This is a genomic window from Streptomyces sp. PTY087I2, assembly GCF_001687325.1.
Taxonomy (GTDB): Bacteria; Actinomycetota; Actinomycetes; order Streptomycetales; family Streptomycetaceae; genus Streptomyces.
Map to the genome: position 1 here is coordinate 22365 of NZ_LZRD01000046.1, position 14595 is coordinate 36959.

Here is a 14595-nt window from a genome sequence, read left to right on the forward strand (position 1 = left end):
CCCCCGCGACGGGGGCACCGGGCCTCAGACGTACCGGCAGGTACTAGTGGGCGTGGCCGTGGCCGCCGTGACCGGCCTCGGCCTCTTCCTCGGCCGGCTTCTCGACGACCAGGGTCTCGGTCGTGAGCAGCAGCGACGCGATGGACGCGGCGTTCTCCAGGGCGGAGCGGGTGACCTTGACCGGGTCGATGACGCCGGCCTTGACCAGGTCGCCGTACTCGCCGGTGGCGGCGTTGAAGCCCTGGCCCTTGTCGAGGTCGGCGACCTTGGAGGTGATGACGTAACCCTCCAGGCCGGCGTTCTCGGCGATCCAGCGCAGCGGCTCGACGGCGGCGCGGCGGACGACCGCGACACCGGTGGCCTCGTCGCCGGTCTTGCCGAGGTTGCCCTCCAGGACCTTCACGGCGTGGACGATGGCGGAGCCACCGCCGGAGACGATGCCCTCCTCGACCGCGGCGCGGGTGGCGGAGATGGCGTCCTCGAGGCGGTGCTTCTTCTCCTTCAGCTCCACCTCGGTGGCGGCGCCGACCCGGATGACGCACACGCCGCCGGCCAGCTTCGCGAGGCGCTCCTGGAGCTTCTCGCGGTCCCAGTCGGAGTCCGTGGCCTCGATCTCGGCCTTGATCTGGTTGACGCGGCCCTTGACGTCCTCGGTGTTGCCACCGCCGTCGACGATGGTCGTGTCGTCCTTGGAGACGGTGACGCGGCGGGCGGTGCCGAGCACGTCCAGACCGGCCTGGTCGAGCTTGAGGCCGACCTCCTCGGCGATGACGGTCGCACCGGTGAGGGTGGCGATGTCGCCGAGCATGGCCTTGCGGCGGTCGCCGAAGCCCGGGGCCTTCACCGCGACGGCGTTGAAGGTGCCGCGGATCTTGTTGACGACGAGGGTGGAGAGCGCCTCGCCCTCGACGTCCTCGGCGATGATCAGGAGCGGCTTGGAGCCACCGGCCTGGATGACCTTCTCCAGGAGCGGGAGCAGCTCCTGGATGGAGCCGATCTTGCCCTGGTGGATCAGGATGTACGGGTCGTCGAGGACGGCCTCCATACGCTCCTGGTCGGTCACCATGTACGGGGACAGGTAGCCCTTGTCGAAGGCCATGCCCTCGGTGAACTCCAGGTCCAGACCGAAGGTGTTGGACTCCTCGACGGTGATGACACCGTCCTTGCCAACCTTGTCCATCGCGTCCGCGATGAGCTCGCCGACCTGCGGGTCCTGCGCGGAGAGCGCGGCGACGGCGGCGATGTCGGCCTTGTCGTCGATCGGGCGGGCCGTGGCGAGCAGCTCCTCGGAGACGGCCTTGACGGCGGCGTCGATGCCCTTCTTCAGGGCGGCCGGGGAGGCGCCGGCGGCGACGTTGCGCAGACCCTCGCGGACGAGCGCCTGGGCCAGGACGGTCGCGGTGGTGGTGCCGTCACCCGCTACGTCGTTGGTCTTGGTCGCCACCTCCTTGACGAGCTGGGCACCGAGGTTCTCGTACGGGTCGTCGAGCTCGACCTCGCGCGCGATGGTGACACCGTCGTTGGTGATGGTGGGGGCACCGAACTTCTTGTCGATGACGACGTTGCGGCCCTTGGGGCCGATCGTCACCTTGACCGTGTCGGCAAGCTTGTTGACGCCGCGCTCAAGGGCGCGACGGGCGTCCTCGTCGAACTTCAGAATCTTCGCCATGGGCTGTATCCCTCTCAAAATGAACTGCGCCCCTCGCCGCCCGGCTAGTTACTTCGCAGGGGGCCAGGGGCGCAGAACACAAGCAAACGTGGGTGAATTACTTCTCGACGATCGCGAGGACGTCGCGGGCCGAGAGGACGAGGTACTCCTCGCCGTTGTACTTCACCTCGGTGCCGCCGTACTTGCTGTACAGGACGACGTCGCCGGTCTTGACGTCGAGCGGAAGCCGCTCGCCGTTCTCGAAGCGGCCCGGGCCCACGGCGAGGACGACGCCCTCCTGGGGCTTCTCCTTCGCGGTGTCCGGAATGACCAGGCCGGAGGCCGTGGTCTGCTCGGCGTCGAGCGGCTGGACCACAATGCGGTCCTCGAGCGGCTTGATCGCAACCTTGGAGCTGGTGGTCGACACGATCCGGTCTCCCCCTTCGGAGATCTCACGGGGTTTAACAGTCTGTGGGTGGCGATCGGACCGATCCGTCGTCGCGGGTGCCGGACCTGCCCTGTCGCGCAGAGTGGTGCTGGCACTCTCCAGGGGGGAGTGCCAGACCCGAGACTATGGCCGCGATTAGCACTCGGTCAAGCGGAGTGCCAATTCACCACCCTCGCGCCGTCTCGATCGGGGTCGGCAGCGACGAGTGCGCGCGCAGCCGGGGGCTGCGCGCGCACTCGGGCCGGACGCGGAGAAGGACGGGAAGGTCAGACGTAGTCCTCCAGCTTCGCCACCGCGTAGCCCTTGTCCGTGATGGTCTTCATGACGCGGCGGATCATGTCGGGCATGGAGCCCTTCCAGTCGTCCTTGCCCCGGAAGTGGGTGAGGACGATGTCGCCGGGGTGCAGGTCCTGGTCCCACTCGCGCCATTCCATGCGGTCGGGGAAGGCCTCGGCGGACCACAGGGGTACGGCGGTGATCCCGCAGGACTTGGCGACGACGAGGGTGTCGCGGTTGTAGTTGCCGTAGGGCGGGCGGAACAGGGTGGGGCGCTTGCCGTAGTTCTTGAGGATCTTCTCCTGCTGGCCGCAGATCTCCCGCTTCTGCTCGGCGTAGGAGAGGCCGGGCAGATAGCGGTGGTTGAGGGTGTGGTTGCTGATGGTCACCCCGCGCTGCTGCATCTTCTTGAAGTAGCCGTAGTCGTCGTTGATGACGTAGTCGCTGACGAACGCGCTGTACGGGATGTCCAGTTCGGTCATCATCCGCAGCAGCTCGGGGTCCTTCTCCGCGCCGTCGTCCATCGTCAGGAAGACGATCTTCTCCTTGGTCGGGACGGTGGTGAAGACCGGCGGCAGTCCCTTGTCGTTCCGGACCTCGAAGCCCTTGCGGGTGGTGATGGACGGCTTCACCTTCGGCGGCTCGGGGGCCGCGAGCGGGACCTTGGCGAGCTGCCACTTCTTCGCGGCGACGGCCCGCGCGGCCTGCTTCTTCCGGACCGTCTCGGCGTACGTGTCCGGGGCCCGGGCGGGCCCGGCCTGCGGGGTCGCGTCGCCCGACCGGCCGGCGGTGGGCTTCGCGGGTGCGCCGGGAGCCCCCGTGCCGCCGCCGCCCGTCTCCGCCGCGCATCCGGAGGCGACGGCGGCGGCCAGCAGGGACGCCAGCACGACGCCGCCCGACCTGTGCCACTTTCTGCCTGATTTTTCGTTTTGTCGTACTAGCTGCATGGCGCCGCATCCTGCCAGCCGTCGCCCCGTGCGCCTTTCCGACACCGCGAGCGGACCGGCGCCGTCCCCCGGGCGGCCCACAGGAACCCGGCTCCCCCGGCCTGGCCCACAATGGACCGGGTGAACGCAACGACCCCCGCCGCCTCCTCGTCCGACGACCCCGCCCGCGCCGCCTTCGCCGCGCTGCGCACCCCCGAGGGCGAACAGCTGCTGGCCGAGCTGCGCGACCACGACCCCGCCGACGAGCTGGCCACCGCGACCCGGCTGCGCCGCACACACCCGGCGGAGCTGGTGTCGGCGGCGCTCGGCCAGGCCCGGCTGCGGCAGCGGGCGGTCGCGAAGTTCGGGGCCGAGGACGCGTACCGGATGTTCTTCACGCCCAACGGGGTCGAGCAGGCCACCCGCACCTCGGTCGCCGCCCACCGCGCCGCCCGGTTCGCCGGGCTGGACGTGCGGAGCGTGGCGGACCTGTGCTGCGGCATCGGCGGCGACGCGATCGCGCTGGCCCGCGCCGGGATCCCCGTGCTCGCCGTGGACCGCGACCCGCTGACCGCCGAGGTGGCCCGCGCCAACGCGGAGGCACTGGGGCTCGGGGAGCTGATCGAGGTGCGGTGCGCCGACGTCACGGAGATCGACACCGCCCCGTACGACGCGGTCTTCGTGGACCCGGCGCGGCGCGGCGGCCGCGGCCGGATCTTCGACCCGGAGGCGTACTCGCCGCCGCTGTCCTGGGCGACGGCCGCCGCGCTGAAGGCTCCGAGAGCGGCGCTGAAGATCGCCCCGGGCATCCCGCACGAGGCGATCGGCCCGGAGGCGGAGGCCGAGTGGATCTCGGACGGCGGGGACGTGAAGGAGGCGGTGCTCTGGTACGGGGAGGGCTTCGCGCCGGGTGCCTTCCGGGCCACGCTGCTGCCGTCCGGGGCGGCCCTGAGCGCCCCGGCCCCGCTGCCGGCCCCGCCGGTGGGCCCGGTCGGGCGCTATCTGTACGAGCCGGACGGCGCGGTGATCCGGGCCCATCTGGTCGCGGACCTCGTGGAGCGGTGCGGCGGGCGGCTGGTGGACGAGACGATCGCGTACATCACGAGCGATGAGCCGTACTCCTCGCCGTACGTCGCCGGGTACGAGATCACCGACGAGCTGCCGTTCAGCATGAAGAGGCTGAAGGCGCTGCTGCGGGAGCGTCAGATCGGCGTGCTGACCGTCAAGAAGCGGGGTTCGGCGGTCGAACCGGAGGAGCTGCGCCGCCGGATGAAGCTGAGCGGTCCGGGCTCGGCGACGGTGTTCCTGACCCGGGTGGCGGGGGCGCCGACGATGCTGATCGGCCATCCGCTGGGCTGACCAGGGCGGCCCCCGTGCCCGTACCGCTGCCGCCGCCCATCAGCACGCGCACCACCCAGCGGCGGTGGGCGAGGGCGGTGACCCCGCCGGCCAGCGCGGTCAGCCAGGCGACCATGCCGACGCCCATCTCCAGGGCGACCAGCCCGTACGTCTCCCGGCCCGGCCGTGCGCTCGCGGGCCCGATGAAACAGAGGGCGAGCCCCACCGCGCCCAGGGCGAACGACAGCAGCAGCCAGGTCAGGCCCATACCGGGCATCCGCAGCCGCCGGTCACGCTCCGGGTCGCGGTCCAGCGCGCCCCACGCGTCGAGCAGCACGCGGACCTTCCGGTCCCGGAAGACACCGACGCAGCCGAGAACGACCGCCGGGATGAGGACCCCGGCGCCGATGACCAGACTGACGACCCCGGCGATGCCGCTGAAGAAGTCGGCCGCCTGCTCGATGAAGACGACCCCCGAGCCCACCAGACCCCACCCGACCGCGGCGAGCGCCGCCCACATCCACAGCAGCCCGAGCCGCCCCGGCCCCACGTGCATCTTCACCAGCTCGCCCAGGACCACCGCACGGTCGGCGAGCATCGCGTCCCGGTCGGGCCAGGACCGGATCCCGACGGGCGGAGGGGGAGGCGGGAGCGGGGCACGGCGTGGCATGCGCAGAACACTATCGATCAAGCCCCGCGCGGGTTCGGTCAGGCGTCGCGCAGGGCCTGGACGTCCAGCTTGCCCATGCCGAGCATGGCCTTCATCGCCCGGTCGGCCTTCGCCGGGTCCGGGTCGGCCAGCAGGCGCGGCAGCTCGTTCGGCACGATCTGCCAGGACACCCCGAACTTGTCCTTGAGCCAGCCGCACTGGCCCTCCTCGCCGCCCTCGGAGAGCGCGTACCAGAACCGGTCCACCTCGGCCTGGTCGGCGCAGTCGACGGAGAGCGAGATCGCCTCGGTGAACGGGAACTGCGGGCCGCCGTTGAGCCCCATGTAGTCCTGCCCGGCGAGCCGGAAGCCGACGGTGAGCACCGAGCCCTTCCGGCCGGGGGCCTCGTCGCCGTAGTAGGTGACGTCCAGGATCCGGGAGTCACCGCCGAAGATCGCCACGTAGTGCTCGGCCGCCTCCTCGGCCTGACCGTCGAACCAGAGACAGGGGGTGATCTTCTGCATGACCTTCACCTCTTCGGGCCGTCCACACGTCCGGGCCGGGCGGTCCGGACGTCGTGGAAGGTAGACCGGACCCGCCGCCGGAACTCATCGGACACGCGACGGCCCCCCGCGCCTCACCCCACTGCTTCGAACCGCCACCGGTGCACGGCCCGGGTGATCAGGGCGGCGTCGGGCTCGGGGAGTTCGGGGAGGTCGTCGCCGTACGAGGCGTCCGGCCACCAGGTCATCACGAGCACCCGGTCCTGCGGGGCGCGCAGCAGTTCGCGGCGGGCGGGCTCACGGGACAGCTCGGCGGACCGGGCGCGGGCCCACTCCAGGAGTTCGGCGCCCCGGCCATCGGCGGCGCGGGCCTCCCACATCAGGACGATGGCCGTGGCGCTCATGAGTACAGGTTGTCCTTGCTGATCTCGTGCACGTGGTCATGATCGTGCGCGTGGTGGTGCTTCCCCGGAACGTGCGGCTCCGTCACCGGCAGCGAGGAGTCGGCGGACAGCTCCAGGTCGGACGGGAGCCGGTTGCGGGCGACCATCTCCGCGCCGAGCGCCGCGACCATCGCGCCGTTGTCGGTGCAGAGCTTCGGGCGGGGCACCCGCAGCCGGATGCCGGCCCGCTCGCACCGCTCCTCGGCCAGCGCCCGCAGCCGGGAGTTGGCCGCGACGCCGCCGCCGATCATCAGGTGGTCGACGCCCTCGTCCTTGCAGGCCCGTACGGCCTTTCGCGTCAGCACGTCCACCACGGCCTCCTGGAAGGACGCCGCCACATCCCGTACGGGCACCTCCTCGCCCGCCGCGCGCTTCGCCTCGATCCAGCGGGCCACGGACGTCTTCAGCCCGGAGAAGGAGAAGTCGTACGGGGCGTCGCGCGGGCCGGTCAGACCGCGCGGGAACGCGATGGCCTTCGGGTCGCCCTCTCGCGCCAGCCTGTCGATGACCGGGCCGCCGGGGAACCCGAGGTCCAGCACCCGGGCGATCTTGTCGAAGGCCTCGCCCGCCGCGTCGTCGATCGTCGCGCCGAGCGGGCGGACATCCGCGGTGATGTCCGGGGCCAGGAGCAGGGACGAGTGGCCGCCGCTGACCAGCAGGGCCATCGTCGGCTCGGGCAGCGGGCCGTGCTCCAACTGGTCGACGCAGATGTGCGAGGCGAGGTGGTTGACCCCGTAGAGCGGCTTGCCCAGCGCGTAGGCGTACGCCTTGGCTGCTGAGACGCCGACGAGCAGGGCTCCGGCGAGCCCGGGTCCGGAGGTGACGGCGATCCCGTCGAGGTCGCGGGCGCTGACGCCCGCCTCCTTCAGGGCGCGCTCGATGGTGGGGACCATCGCCTCCAGGTGGGCGCGGGAGGCGATCTCCGGGACGACGCCGCCGAAGCGGGCGTGGGTGTCGACGCTGGAGGCGACGGCGTCGGCGAGCAGCGTCGTACCGCGCACGATGCCGACGCCGGTCTCGTCGCAGGAGGTCTCGATGCCGAGTACGAGGGGTTCGTCGGCAGCCATCATTCAGTCCCGGTCTCTGGAGCGTTGTCCGCTACGTGTTCGTGCAGGGTGAGGCGCATGACCAGGGCGTCGATGTTCCCCGGCTGGTAGTAGCCGCGCCGGAAGCCGATCGGCTCGAAGCCGAAGCGCTCGTACAGCTTCTGTGCGCGGGTGTTGTCGACCCGGACCTCCAGCAGCACGGTGGCGCACTCGAAGGCGGTCGCGGCCTTCAGCAGATCGGTGAGGAGTTCGGAGCCGAGGCCGGTGCCCCAGGCCTCGCGGCTGACCGCGATGGTCTGGACGTCGGAGAGGTCGCCGAGGGCGGCGAGCCCCGCGTACCCGACGATACGCCCGGTGGCGGGCTCCTCGGCGACGACGTAGTGGCGGGTGGCGCCGGGGCCGCGGGCGTGGGCCAGCTCGGACCAGAACATGCCGGGCGACCAGGCGTCGTCCGGGAACAGCGCGTGTTCGAGCTCCAGCACCGGTTCGATGTCCCACCAGCGCATCTCGCGCAGTACGGCGGTGGCGGCGGCGCTCACTTGGGGGTGACCACCTTGTAGTTCTTCGGAACCTGGGCGTCGGGCCGGCGCAGATAGAGCGGCTGCGGCTCCAGCAGCTCCTGCCCGGCGGCGAGACGCTCGGCGGCGAGCGCGGCGAGCGCCCCGGCGGAGACGTGCTCGGGGCCGCGCGCGTCCGGGAAGGACTCCGGGTAGAGCCTCGCGCCCGCGCCGACGACGGGGAGCCCGGCGACGGCTTCGGCGATGTCGGCGGGCCGGTCGACGGCGGGCTCACCCGTACGGGTGCGGGCGTTCTCGTACCGCGCCCAGTACACCTCCTTGCGGCGGGCGTCCGTCGCCACGACGAAGGGCCCCTCCAGGCCGTCCTGCCCTGCGGCGTACGCGATCCCGTCCAGGGTGCACAGGCCGTGGACCGGTACGGAGAGGGCGGAGCCGAAGGTGGCGGCGGTGACCAGGCCGACGCGCAGACCGGTGTACGGGCCGGGGCCGACGCCGACGACCACGCCCGTCACGGCGTCGAGCTTCGTCCCGGCCTCGGCGAGGACCCGGTCGACGGCGGGGAGCAGCAGCTCCCCGTGCCTGCGGGCGTCGACCTGTCCACAGGAGGCGATGACGGACGTACCGTCGTGCAGGGCGACGGTGACGGCGGGTGTGGCGGTATCCATGGCGAGCAAGAGCACGCGAACAGCCTACGGCTCCGCCGACGGCGTTACGGCGTCCGTACGGCGTCCCGGCCCGCACCCGTGCTGCTGCTACCGTCACCGGGTATCCGCGGGTACGACGTAAACGCTTGTACGACATGCGGCAGACGGCCGCCGAAAGGGGAGTTCAGGTGGCAAGGAGCAGCTCGGGAATCGTGGCCGGGCTCACCGCCGCGGCGGTCGCCGCGGTCGCCTTCCTCGCTTACCAGGCCTCGGCGAACGCCCCCGACTCGGTGGCCTCCTCGCCGGGTACGAAGACCTCCGCGACGGCCCCGGCCAAGCCCTCCGCCAAGCCGAAGCCGGCCGACCCGCTGGCGGTCCCGGCGGCGTCCGGCGAGGGCGAGCGCGTGGTGTACGCGCTGAAGGACCGCCGGGTGTGGCTGGTGAACGAGGACGACAAGTCGATCCGGACCTTCACGGTCATGCCGAGCCCCGTCAGCCCGCCGCCCGGGGTCCACAAGGTCACCTCGCGCTCGGGCACGGTCCAGGGCTCGGACGGCGTCCCGATCGAGCACGTGGTCCGCTTCGCGAACGTGGACGACGTGGCGATCGGCTTCAGCGCCGCGCAGGACGGCTCGATGGCCAGCCCGGACCCGACGTCGAAGACCGGGGGCGTACGGATGAAGCGCGCGGACGGCAACGCGATGTGGACCTTCGCGACGGTCGGCGCGAAGGTCGTCGTCGTCCCGTAGCCGCCGGGTTCGCGCTGTACCTAGGCGCGCCCCGTAGCCGCCGAGCCCGCGTCTTACCTAGGCCGCGTGGGGCCGGACGGTTTCCGTATGGCCGCCGTCCCCGTCCCGGTCCGCCGCGTCGGAGGCTTCGCGGGCATGCGCGGTGTCGCTCGGCGGGGTGGAGACCGCGGTGGCCGCGGCGCACGAGGCCAGCAGGTCTTTCATCGACAGGACGGACGGGGCGGACGGAGTCGGTCGCGGCTGCGGTCGCGCTGCGCGCTCGGGCGTCGGCATGGATGCCTCCTGGGTGCTCCGGTGGAGGGCGTGGTTAGGTAAACCTAACCACGTCTCGTACCCATGTGACCACGGCCACGGCTCCTCGCGCAACAATTTACCGACGCGCTGTCGGAAAGGCCACCGGCGCGTTACGCCAGCGCCTCCCGCAGCCCCGCCCAGCGCGCCCCGATGCCCACCAGGGTCACTTCGCGCCGCTCGTCGTCGGTGTCGCCGGTCGCGCGGTCGATGAGGACCCGCAGCCGGTCCTCCGAGAGCTCCTCGACCTTGCCGTCGCCCCACTCCACGACCACCACCGACTCGGGCAGCGACACGTCCAGGTCCAGGTCCTCCATCTCGTCGAGCCCGCCGCCCAGGCGGTACGCGTCGACGTGGACCAGGGCGGGGCCCTGGACCAGTGAGGGGTGGACGCGGGCGATGACGAAGGTGGGCGAGGTGACCGCGCCGCGTACGCCGAGGCCTTCGCCGAGACCCCGGGTCAGGGTCGTCTTCCCGGCGCCCAGCTCGCCCGTGAGCATCACCAGGTCGCCCGGGGCCAGCACCCGGGCCAGGCGGCGGCCCAGGTCCTGCATCTGTTCGGGGGACGTGACGGTCAGCGTCACGGTAACGGGCCCAGCGGCCTCGGGAACGGTCGCTCCGGCGGGCTCGGGAACGGTCTCAGCGGCCGGGCTGTTGTGCGGTGCTTCCATGTCCGCCAACGTTAGCGGCCGGCACCGTGCCGCTGCGGACGAGCAGGTCGGCCAGCCGGTCCGTGACGGTCTCCGGGTGTTCCAGCATCACCAGGTGCCCGGCGTCCGGCACGATCACCAGCTCGGCGTCGGGCAGCACGTCCGCGATGGCCTCGCTGTGCGAGCTGGGCGTCACCAGGTCCTTGTCCCCGGCCAGGATCAGCACCGGCACGTCCCGGAAGCCGGGCAGCGCGCCGCTCTTGTCGTGCTCGGTGAACGCCGGGTAGAACTCGGCGACCACGTCGATCGGGGTGGCCTCGATCAGCCGTTCCGCGAACCGGGCGACCGCCGGGTCCACGTCCCGGGAGCCGAACGAATACCGCTTGATCAGCCCGGCGAAGAGGTCCGCGGTGGCCCGCCGCCCCTTCTCCACCAGCTCCGCCTGCGAGCCCAGCGCCTTCAGCACGCCCGGCAGCACCCGGCGCACCGCGTTCACGCCCGCCACCGGCAGCCCGAAGCTGACCTCGCCGAGCTTGCCGCTGGAGGTGCCGATCAGGGCGACGGCGGCGACCCGGTCCCGGATCAGCGCCGGGTACTGGTCGGCCAGCGCCATCATCGTCATGCCGCCCATGGAGTGCCCGGCCAGCACCAGCGGGCCCTCGGGGGCCGCCGCGTCGATGACCGCCTTCAGATCGCGGCCGAGCTGATCGATACCGACCGGCACCCCGTCCGCCTGGGACCGCCCGCGTTCGGAGCGGCCGTGGCTGCGCTGGTCCCAGTAGACGGCGCGGACGAGGCCGCGCAGGGCGGCCCGCTGGAAGTGCCAGGAGTCCTGGCCGAGGCAGTAGCCGTGGCTGAAGACGACGGTGACCGGGGCGGGGGCCTTGCGGCCGAAGAGCCTGCGGCGACGGGTGCCGGAGGAGGCGCCCTCGTCGGCCGTCGCCGGGGCGGCCTCCACCTCGTCGACCTCGTAGTACAGCTCGGTGCCGTCGTCGGCGACGGCCCGGCCCGGCGTGCCGCGCAGCGAGCCGTAGGGCCCGGTCGCGTCCAGCGCGAGGCGGGCCTTCTTGCGCATGCCGCGCCCGACGGTGAGCCGCTCGACGGCGACCCCGGCCGCCGCACCGGCGGCGAGCACCCCTATCGCGGCCCCGGCGATCCCGGCCCGCCGCCAGCCCGCCGCACCGGCCGCGCCCGCCGCGTTCGCGGTCGCGGCCACCACGGCCTCCGCGCTGCTCTCGCTCACCGCGGCACGCCTCCGGTCGCCTCGTCGGCCGCCTCGTTCACGTACACCCGGGGCACCCGGCCGCCGATGCGGGTGACGATCTCGTACGCGATGGTGCCGGCGGCCTCCGCCCAGTCCTGCGCGGTCGGCTCGCCCCGGTCGCCCGGCCCGAACAGCACCGCTTCCGCGCCCGCCTCGGGCCGGTCGCCGTCGAGGTCGACGACGAACTGGTCCATGGCGACCCGGCCCGCGACCCTGCGCACCTTGCCGCCGACGAGGACGGGCCCGCTGCCGGACGCGTGGCGCGGGATGCCGTCCGCGTAGCCGACGGGGATCAGGCCGAGGGTCGTGTCGGCGGGAGTCGTGTAGTGGTGGCCGTAGCTGACGCCGTGTCCGGCCGGGGCGTCCTTGACCAGGGCGACAGCCGCGGCGAGCGTCATCACCGGGCGCAGCCCGAGCTCGGCCGATGTGCCCAGCTCGGGGGCGGGCGAGATGCCGTACATCGCGATGCCGGTCCGTACGAGATCGAAGTGCGCCTCGGGGATCGTGAGCGTGGCCGGGGAGTTGGCCAGGTGCCGCACCTCGGGCTCCACGCCCTCCTTCTCGGCGTACGCCACCATGTCGCGGTAGACGGCGAGCTGGGCGGCGATCGAGGGGTGGCCGGGCTCGTCGGCGCAGGCGAAGTGGGACCAGAGTCCGGTGACCTTCAGGCGTCCGGCCCGTTCGGCGGCCAGCGCCTCGGTGACCAGTTCGGGCCAGTCGGCGGGCTGGCAGCCGCCCCGGCCGAGGCCGGTGTCGGCCTTGAGCTGAACGCGGGCCGGGCGGCCCGCGGCCTCGGCGGCGGCGACGGCCTCGCGCAGCGCCCACAGACCGCCGACCGATACGTCGATGTCGGCCTCGATCGCCTCGCGCCAGGGCCCGCCGGGCGTCCACAGCCAGCACATGATCCGGCCGTCGAGCCCGGCCGCCCGCAGCGCCAGCGCCTCGTGCGGGGTCGCGGTGCCGAGCCAGGTCGCCCCGGCCGCCCGCGCGGCCCGCGCGCAGGGCACCGCCCCGTGCCCGTACCCGTCGGACTTCACGACGGCCATGAGCTGCGCACCGGCCGCCCGCTCGCGCAGGGCGCGCACATTGGCGCGCAGCGCGGCGAGGTCGATCTCGGCACGGGCTCTCAGGGACGCTGTCTCGTTCATCGCGCCCAGTGTCTCAGAGGCGTCGGCCGCCTCCCCGGCAGCGCACGCCGGTATCCGGGCTTATGTACGTTTCATCACATGCTTGAGGTGGTCGAGCAGCACGGGCACATGACTGTCCTCGACGTCCTTGGCCGCCGTGATCAGAGTGACGGGCCCGCCGTCCCGCACGAGCCCCACCAGCCGCTCGACGGCCTCCGTGTGCGTCGGGTCGTCCAGCTCGGTGCGGTAGCGCTCGACGAACTCCTCGTGCCGGTCGGCGCGGTCGTGGTGGTACCAGGAGCGCAGCTCGTCCGAGGGCGTGATGTCCTTGAGCCATACGTCGATGTCGGCCCGCTCCTTGGAGACGCCCCGGGGCCAGAGCCGGTCGACCAGCACCCGGGTGCCGTCGCCGTCCTCGACCGGGTCGTAGGCCCTGCGTACGCGTACGGATTCAGTCACGTCCCCCACCCTCTCTCCGTCTCACCCCGCCCGCACGTCGCGCCAGGCCGCCGGGATGCGGTCGGCGACGTCCTGCGCGGAGACCGGGGCCCCGTCGGAGCCGTGCCGGGCGGCGAGGCCGTGCAGATACGCGCCCACGGACGCGGCGTCGCGCGGGGCGAGCCCGGCCGCGAGCAGGGACCCGGTCAGACCGGAGAGGACATCGCCGCTGCCCGCGGTGGCGAGCCAGGCCGTACCGGTCGGGTTGACCCGTACGGGGGTGTCGCGGGCCTCCGCGATCAGGGTGGTGGAGCCCTTGAGGAGCACGGTGGCGCGGTAGCGGGCGGCCAGTTCGCGGACGGCGGTGAGCCGCCCGGACTCGACCTCCTCGCGGGCCGTGCCGAGCAGGGCGGCGGCCTCCCCGGCGTGCGGGGTCAGGACGGTCGGGGCGGTCCGGGTCCGTACGGTCTCCGCGTCCAGCAGCCGCAGCCCGTCCGCGTCGACGAGTACGGGCACGTCGGCGGCCAGCACATCGGCGACGGCGGCCTCCGCGGCCCGCCCGTCCCCCAGCCCCGGTCCGACGACCCAGGCCTGCACCCGCCCGGCCTTCGACGGCGGCCCGGCGTGCACCAGCGCCTCGGGGAACCGGGCGATCACCGCGTCCGCGCCCGGTCCGACGTACCGCACGGCCCCGGCCCCGCCGCGCAGCGCGCCCGCGACGGCGAGGACGGCGGCGCCCGGGTAGCGCTCGGACCCGGCGACGACGCCGACGACGCCGCGCCGGTACTTGTCGCTCTCCGCGCCCGGCACCGGCAGCAGCGCGGCCACGTCCTCGTACTGGAGCGCCTCCAGGTCCGGCGGCTCGGGCAGCTCGGGCCCGAGCCCGATGTCCACCAGCCGCAGGGCGCCCGCGTGTTCGGCGGCCGGGTCGATCAGGAGGCCCTGCTTGTACGTCCCGAAGGTGACGGTGGCGTCCGCCCGGACGGCCTCGCCGTGCACCTCCCCGGTGTCGGCCTCGACCCCGCTCGGCAGGTCGACGGAGATGACCGGCGTACGGTCCCGGGTCACCGTGTGCACCAGCTCGGTGGCGTCCTCGCGCAGCCCGCCGCGCCCGCCGATCCCGGTGATGCCGTCCACGACGAGGTCGAGCGCGCCGAGCCCGTCCGGCCCGTCGACGACCTGTCCCCCGGCGGCACGGAACGCGGCGAGCCCGCCGGGGTGGGCCCGGTCGGGCGCGAGCAGCAGGGCCCGCACACCCGCGCCCCGGCGGGCGAGGCGGGCACCCGCGTACAGCGCGTCGCCGCCGTTGTCGCCGCTGCCGACGAGGAGCAGGACCCGGGCCCCGTACACCCGCCCGTTGCGCCGCAGCAGATCGCAGCAGGCGGCGGCGAGCCCGGCGGCGGCACGCTGCATGAGCGCGCCTTCGGGCAGGCGTTGCATGAGGGCGGCCTCGGCGGCCCGTACGGTCTCCACGCTGTAGGCACGTCGCATGGGTCCAACCCTCCGCGATCGGGGGGCGGGACGCCAGCGTGGCGGGGCGTGGCGGCGCGGACGGATCACCTCCGCAGGCGGTGACGCCCCGCGCGGCGGAGGCCGGCGCGGGGCGCCACCGCGGAGGAGGCCACCGCGGCGGAGGC

At 73.2% G+C, this 14595-nt stretch carries 16 protein-coding genes; 2 read left to right on the forward strand and 14 right to left on the reverse strand.

What is annotated here, in order from left to right; genetic code table 11:
* Positions 1-43 precede the first annotated feature (43 nt).
* The 3 genes from groL to A3Q37_RS32635 form a co-directional block, all read right to left on the reverse strand.
* A complete protein-coding gene (gene groL / locus A3Q37_RS32625; protein WP_065490336.1) occupies positions 44-1669 on the reverse strand; it encodes a chaperonin GroEL in 1626 nt (541 codons plus the stop codon).
* 97 nt (positions 1670-1766) lie between these two features.
* Complete coding sequence (gene groES, locus A3Q37_RS32630) at positions 1767-2075, reverse strand: co-chaperone GroES (protein ID WP_003966899.1); 309 nt, start codon at positions 2073-2075, stop codon at positions 1767-1769.
* Between the two features lie 287 nt (positions 2076-2362).
* A complete protein-coding gene (locus tag A3Q37_RS32635; RefSeq protein ID WP_065490338.1) occupies positions 2363-3319 on the reverse strand; it encodes a polysaccharide deacetylase family protein in 957 nt (318 codons plus the stop codon).
* Between the two features lie 111 nt (positions 3320-3430).
* Here A3Q37_RS32635 and A3Q37_RS32640 point away from each other — a divergent pair, with 111 nt between their 5' ends.
* Positions 3431-4657, forward strand: coding sequence for a THUMP-like domain-containing protein (locus A3Q37_RS32640; RefSeq protein WP_065490339.1), 1227 nt, complete (start codon positions 3431-3433; stop codon positions 4655-4657).
* Positions 4658-5344: 687 nt separating this feature from the next.
* Here the strand turns inward: A3Q37_RS32640 and A3Q37_RS32645 are convergent.
* The 5 genes from A3Q37_RS32645 to tsaB all read right to left on the reverse strand — a co-directional run bounded on the left by A3Q37_RS32645 (position 5345) and on the right by tsaB (position 8460).
* Positions 5345-5809 (reverse strand): VOC family protein, encoded by a 465-nt coding sequence (locus A3Q37_RS32645; protein ID WP_065490367.1) that lies wholly within the window; start codon positions 5807-5809, stop codon positions 5345-5347.
* A gap of 113 nt (positions 5810-5922) precedes the next feature.
* Positions 5923-6192: a hypothetical protein gene (locus tag A3Q37_RS32650; protein WP_065490341.1), complete on the reverse strand. Its 270-nt coding sequence runs from the start codon at positions 6190-6192 to the stop codon at positions 5923-5925.
* Positions 6189-7298, reverse strand: coding sequence for a tRNA (adenosine(37)-N6)-threonylcarbamoyltransferase complex transferase subunit TsaD (tsaD, locus tag A3Q37_RS32655; protein ID WP_065490343.1), 1110 nt, complete (start codon positions 7296-7298; stop codon positions 6189-6191). The genes A3Q37_RS32650 and tsaD overlap by 4 nt, the downstream gene beginning before the upstream one ends.
* Positions 7298-7783 carry a ribosomal protein S18-alanine N-acetyltransferase gene (gene rimI, locus A3Q37_RS32660; RefSeq protein ID WP_176711559.1) on the reverse strand — a complete coding sequence of 162 codons (486 nt, stop codon included), beginning with the start codon at positions 7781-7783 and terminating at the stop codon, positions 7298-7300. The genes tsaD and rimI overlap by 1 nt, the downstream gene beginning before the upstream one ends.
* A 29-nt stretch (positions 7784-7812) precedes the next feature.
* The gene (gene tsaB, locus A3Q37_RS32665) at positions 7813-8460 is read right to left on the reverse strand and encodes a tRNA (adenosine(37)-N6)-threonylcarbamoyltransferase complex dimerization subunit type 1 TsaB (RefSeq protein WP_065490347.1); all 648 of its coding nucleotides are present in this window, start codon (positions 8458-8460) and stop codon (positions 7813-7815) included.
* Positions 8461-8594: 134 nt separating this feature from the next.
* On the opposite strand from tsaB, the gene A3Q37_RS32670 reads away from it, so the two are divergent.
* The gene (locus A3Q37_RS32670; protein ID WP_176711558.1) at positions 8595-9188 is read left to right on the forward strand and encodes a hypothetical protein; all 594 of its coding nucleotides are present in this window, start codon (positions 8595-8597) and stop codon (positions 9186-9188) included.
* Positions 9189-9245: 57 nt separating this feature from the next.
* Here A3Q37_RS32670 and A3Q37_RS32675 read toward each other — a convergent pair whose 3' ends face one another.
* From A3Q37_RS32675 to A3Q37_RS32700, 6 genes are all read right to left on the reverse strand, one after another.
* A complete protein-coding gene (locus tag A3Q37_RS32675; RefSeq protein ID WP_065490351.1) occupies positions 9246-9461 on the reverse strand; it encodes a hypothetical protein in 216 nt (71 codons plus the stop codon).
* Positions 9462-9592: 131 nt separating this feature from the next.
* Positions 9593-10150 carry a tRNA (adenosine(37)-N6)-threonylcarbamoyltransferase complex ATPase subunit type 1 TsaE gene (gene tsaE / locus A3Q37_RS32680; RefSeq protein ID WP_065490353.1) on the reverse strand — a complete coding sequence of 186 codons (558 nt, stop codon included), beginning with the start codon at positions 10148-10150 and terminating at the stop codon, positions 9593-9595.
* Positions 10119-11372: an alpha/beta fold hydrolase gene (locus A3Q37_RS32685; protein ID WP_065490355.1), complete on the reverse strand. Its 1254-nt coding sequence runs from the start codon at positions 11370-11372 to the stop codon at positions 10119-10121. Before A3Q37_RS32685 ends, tsaE begins: the two co-directional genes overlap by 32 nt.
* Entirely contained in the window at positions 11369-12541 is a 1173-nt protein-coding gene (alr, locus tag A3Q37_RS32690) for an alanine racemase (protein WP_065490357.1), read from the reverse strand. Before alr ends, A3Q37_RS32685 begins: the two co-directional genes overlap by 4 nt.
* 60 nt (positions 12542-12601) lie before the next feature.
* The gene (locus A3Q37_RS32695; protein WP_065490369.1) at positions 12602-12979 is read right to left on the reverse strand and encodes a DUF488 domain-containing protein; all 378 of its coding nucleotides are present in this window, start codon (positions 12977-12979) and stop codon (positions 12602-12604) included.
* Positions 12980-13000: 21 nt separating this feature from the next.
* Positions 13001-14449 carry a bifunctional ADP-dependent NAD(P)H-hydrate dehydratase/NAD(P)H-hydrate epimerase gene (locus A3Q37_RS32700; protein WP_065490359.1) on the reverse strand — a complete coding sequence of 483 codons (1449 nt, stop codon included), beginning with the start codon at positions 14447-14449 and terminating at the stop codon, positions 13001-13003.
* Between the last annotated feature and the right edge of the window lie 146 nt (positions 14450-14595).